Below are 4,570 nucleotides of genomic sequence, written 5' to 3'. Positions count from 1 at the left end.
GCTCGGGAGCGTGCCGCGCGCGCGCGTCCTCGAGCTCGTCGCCGGGGCGCACGCGCTCCTCCACCCGTCGCTCCACGACAGCGGCGGGTTCGTCACGCTCGAGGCGATGGCGGCGCGCTTGCCCGTGGTCTGCCTCGACCTCGGTGGACCCGCGATGCAGGTCACGCCCGAGACGGGCATCGCCGTTCCAGCGGTCTCGCCCTCCCAAGCCGTTGCCGACCTCGAGGCCGCGCTCCGCCGGCTGGCCTCCGACCCCGACCTGCGGGCCCGGATGGGCCGGGCCGGCCGTGCTCGCGTCGAGGCCGACTTCCGGTGGGACAGCCACGTCGCGGCTGCCCTCGCCCGATACGCCGAGGTCTGGCACGAACGGGCCGAGACCCCCGCCCTCGAGGTCGTGTAATGGACTTGACGTTCACGCCCCCATCGACCGTCCGCGCCCGCGTGGCGCCCGAAACCCGCTACCTCCGGGTGCTCAGCGTGTGCCTGCTGGGCTACGCCCTCTTCAGCCGGTCCTTTGCCTACATCGGGGTCCCGCCACTCTTTATCGGTGAGGTCCTGCTGGCCGTCGGCGTCTTTATGGCTCTGCCGACGGGGCAACTCGGGAAGGTGTTCGAGTCGTGGGCGGCGCGGCTGTGGCTCACCCTGATGGTCCTCGTCCTGGTGCGGACGGTCCCGTACCTCGGCACCCATGGTCTGGATGGGCCACGAGACGCGATGCTCGTCGGGTACGGCATCTACGCCGTCATCGTGGCCTCTCTCCTCCTGGCAAAGCCGGAGCGGATCCGGGTGCTCGTCGAGCGCTACTCGACGTTCGTCGTCGTGATGCTCGCGTGTGCGTGGCTGGTGTTCATCGTCGCGAAGCAGTTGGGGGAGGCGCAGCCTGGGCTGCCGTGGGCCCCCCATGTCAAGGTGGTGCAGGCCAAGGGCGGCGACCTGATGGTCCACATGACCGGGATCGTCGCGGCGCTCATCCTCGGACTGGTTCGGTCGACCCCGATGCGCTGGGCGATGGCCGCGTTCAGCTCCGGCATCATCATGGTCAGCAACCGGGGCGGGATGGTGGCCTTCGTGCTCGGCCTCGGCTTGGCGTGGCTGATGCGGCCTCGAGGCGCGGGCGTTGGCAAGTTCGTGTACGCGTTCGTCGTGCTCATCGTGCTCGGCGCCATCATCGGGCCGATGGTCCAGGTCGAGATCCAAGGCGGCTCGCGTGACCTGTCCGTCGAGCAGGTGGTCGAGAACGTCAAGAGCATCTTCGGCCGGTCGTCGAACGCCCTCGACGGGACCAAGCGGTGGCGCTTGCTGTGGTGGACGGACATCGTGAACTACACGGTCAACGGCCCTTACTTCCTTCAGGGCAAGGGGTTTGGGATCAACCTCGCGACGGCCGACGGCTTCGAGGTCGGGGAGACGGGCCAGAGCGATCTCCGGAGTCCCCACAACGGCCACCTGACGGTCCTCGCCCGGGCCGGCGTGCCGGGGTTCGTGCTCTGGGTCGCACTCCACCTGTCGTGGTTCGCCGCCGTCTTGGGGGCCTGGGCACGGGCGCGCCGCGCCGACCGCCGACGCTGGCAGGCCGTGTTCGCTTGGGTCGCCGGCTTCTGGGTGGCCGCGATGGTGAACGCCTCCTTCGACGTGTTCATCGAGGGACCGATGGGCGCCATTTGGCTCTGGACCGTGATCGGCACGGGTATCGCCGCCGTCCGCCTGTCCCGCACGCATCCCGGCTTGCTCGACTCTGCCAACATCCCCCTCCACGACCATGACGCCGACGCTCGCTCCGCGCCTCGACAGCCGTTCTCCTGGCACTAGCGCCTCGTCCTCGAGGGGCGCTCCGCTCACCGTCTTGCTCGTCCACAACTTCTATCAGAAGCAGGGTGGGGAGGACGGCGTGTTCGAGCGCGAGGGTGGGATGCTTCGGGAGAATGGGAACCGGGTCCTCGAGTACACGCTGCACAACGACGACGTCGGGGATCTGGGAAAGCTCAGCCTCCTCAAGAGGACGCTCTGGAGCGACGAGAGCTACCGCCGGGTCAAGTCCATCGTCGAGGACGAGAACGTCGACGTGGTCCACGTCCACAACACCCTGCCGCTCATGTCGCCGTCGGTCTTTCACGGCGCCCACGACGGCGGCGCGGCGACGGTCCACTCGCTCCACAACTACCGGTTGGTGTGCCCAGGGAACCTGCTCTTTCGGGACGGCAAGCCATGCCGGGACTGCGTCGGGACGTCGCTGTTCTTGCCCAGCATCGCCCACGCGTGTTACCGCGATAGCCATACGGCGACGGCCGCCGTCGCGGGCACCATCTCGTACCACCGTCGAAAAGGGACGTGGGACCGCGCCGTCGATCGGTACATCGCGCTAAGCGAGTTCGCGAAAGCCATCTTCATCGAGGGCGGACTCCCGGGAGACCGGATCGCCGTCAAACACAACGCCCCCGGCGTGGAGTCCGGAATCCTTAGCGGTGGACGTTCGGTCCTGTCGGTCGGTCGGCTCGCGACGGGGAAGGGACTCGGCGTGCTGCTCAACGCCTGGGAGAACGCCCCGGACCTACCGGACCTCGTAATCGCTGGGGGTGGCCCTCTCGCTCCGCTCGTCGAGGCGGCATCGCGGAAGGACTCCAGGATCCAGTGGTTGGGGTGGCAAAGCGCGTCCGAGGTCGACCGGCTGATGGGGGAGGCGATGGCACTCGTGATGCCCGCGATGTCGTACGAAGGGTGGCCGCTCGTGGTGATCGAGGCGATGGGGCGAGGGACGCCGATCATCGCGACGGACCACGGCGTGTTCCCTGAGATGATCGAGGACGGCGTGACCGGGCGGCTCTTCCCGTTCGGCGATTCGGCCGCTCTCGCGGACTCAGTCCGAAAGCTTGCGGAGGGAGTCCGCACCGGACAGTCGATGCGTGAGGCGACGTGGGCCACGTTCCAGCGTCGGTACGCGCGCGAGGTCAACTACGAGCGGTTGGCGCAAATCTATCGTGATGCGATCGGCGAGTTCGCGGCGGCTAGGGTCCCGTGACGGCCGCCCTCGAGGACGCGTCGTAGCCACGGCCGTGCCTGTCGTGATCCATCTCCGTCAAGGCCCGCCGGGCGTCCTCGAGGTCGGGGAAGTGGATCACGCCGCCGCACGAGAGGACGCCATCTACCGCGCCCGACGCGATCTGAAGACGAGCGGCCGTGGCCCTCGATGAGCTCGCCTTCGGGCATCGCGCGGACGGCGAGGAGGGGCGACTCCGGCGAGGAGTCCACTCCGACAACGGTATCGAGGCGAGAGCCCACTGCGTACACAACAGCTCCTGCGCCGCACCCGACGCCGGGGAGGGCGCTGTCGGGTGGGGCCACAAGGGTCTCGGGAAAGCGGGCCGCGTCGAGGTGGAGCTGCGCGCTGGGCACGCTCTGAGAAGCGGCGTGCCACCGCTCGCGTTCGTCAGCGTGTGCCCGTTCTGGGGCGCATCCATGGATCGCACCTTGCGCCGCCCTCCCGGAGCCCTCAGTGAGTGGTGTCTGTCTCAGGCCGCATACCGTCCGTTCCCCGACGGCGTCGTAAAGGATAGAAGCATCCGTGCCGATACGTCGACTTCGCCGCCTCCGGCTGGCCTCTCTGTAAGGCCGTGTCTTTCAGCCCGATCATGCCCTCCGCCCCCCGCGTCGCCATCGCGCTTCCCGTATACAACGGCGAGGCCTACCTCGAGGGTGCCCTCGAGGCACTGTGCGCGCAGACCGAACTCGACTGGGTCGCCCTCGTCACCGACAACGCGTCGACCGACGCGACGGCCGAGATCGTCCTCGAGGCCGCAGCGGCAGACCCACGCCTCCGGTACTCGCGGAACGAGACCAACCTGGGCGCCAACGGCAACTTCAACCGCGCGATGGCGCTCGCCGTCGAGACCGGGGCCCGGTATGCAAAGTGGGCCGCTCACGACGACGTCCTCCACCCAGCCTACCTCGAGCGCTGCCTCGCCGCCCTCGACGACCGGCCCGACGCGGTCGGCGCGCATTCGGCGATCCGACTGGTCGACGACGACGGAGGTCCGTACCCGTTCGACCTCGAGGCCGGCGGGTTTCGAGTCGGTGCGTCCGACGTTTGGGGCTGGACGCCTGAGAAGACGGCTCCGCTCGACGGCCGCGATCCTGCCCGGCGTCTGCTTCAGTTCCTTCGCGCAAAGCTCGGAGAGTGGATGATCTACGGCGTTTTTCGGTCCGACGCCCTTGCTGCCACCCGGCCGTTCGCCATGCCCGGCGTCGAAGACGCTCTGTGCGCTGAACTCCTGCTCCGAGGGCCGATGCTCTCCGTCCCCGACACCTTGTTCGACCACCGGCTGCACGCCGGAAGCGCGCGGCACCTCTCTCGAGCAGACTACATCGAGTACGAGACCGGTTCTCGGCCATCGGGGAATTCGCCCTCTGCCGGTCGAGCGGTCGAGTACGCTCGCGCCATCGCGCGCGTCCCGCTCCCGACACGCCATCGAACGCATGCGCTCGCGGCCCTGGCTCGGTTCGCTCTGAGCGGCCGCCAGGTTCGCAACCTGTTCGTCCCCGGACGGGACAACTACTTCGGCCTCGAGCGCTGGCC

At 68.7% G+C, this 4,570-nt stretch carries 4 protein-coding genes; all 4 read left to right on the top strand.

All coding sequences use genetic code 11. The annotated features are described in order from the left end of the window. Window positions 1-400, top strand: a 400-nt coding sequence (locus WBA11_RS16645; RefSeq protein WP_424521770.1) for a glycosyltransferase family 4 protein, incomplete at its 5' end; no start/stop codon positions are given. Then, window positions 400-1,809, top strand: a complete 1,410-nt coding sequence (locus tag WBA11_RS16640) for an O-antigen ligase family protein (RefSeq protein ID WP_424521769.1) — start codon at window positions 400-402, stop codon at window positions 1,807-1,809. The genes WBA11_RS16645 and WBA11_RS16640, both read left to right, overlap by 1 nt. Then, a complete protein-coding gene (locus WBA11_RS16635; RefSeq protein ID WP_424521768.1) occupies window positions 1,760-3,016 on the top strand; it encodes a glycosyltransferase family 4 protein in 1,257 nt (418 codons plus the stop codon). The genes WBA11_RS16640 and WBA11_RS16635 overlap by 50 nt, the downstream gene beginning before the upstream one ends. 610 nt (window positions 3,017-3,626) lie before the next feature. Next, the coding region (locus WBA11_RS16630; protein ID WP_424521767.1) for a glycosyltransferase family 2 protein at window positions 3,627-4,570 on the top strand (944 nt) is incomplete at its 3' end.

The organism is Rubrivirga sp. (assembly GCF_049648075.1).
In the GTDB taxonomy this organism is placed as follows: Bacteria; Bacteroidota; Rhodothermia; order Rhodothermales; family Rubricoccaceae; genus Rubrivirga.
This window is presented reverse-complemented; position numbering and strand designations above follow the sequence as displayed.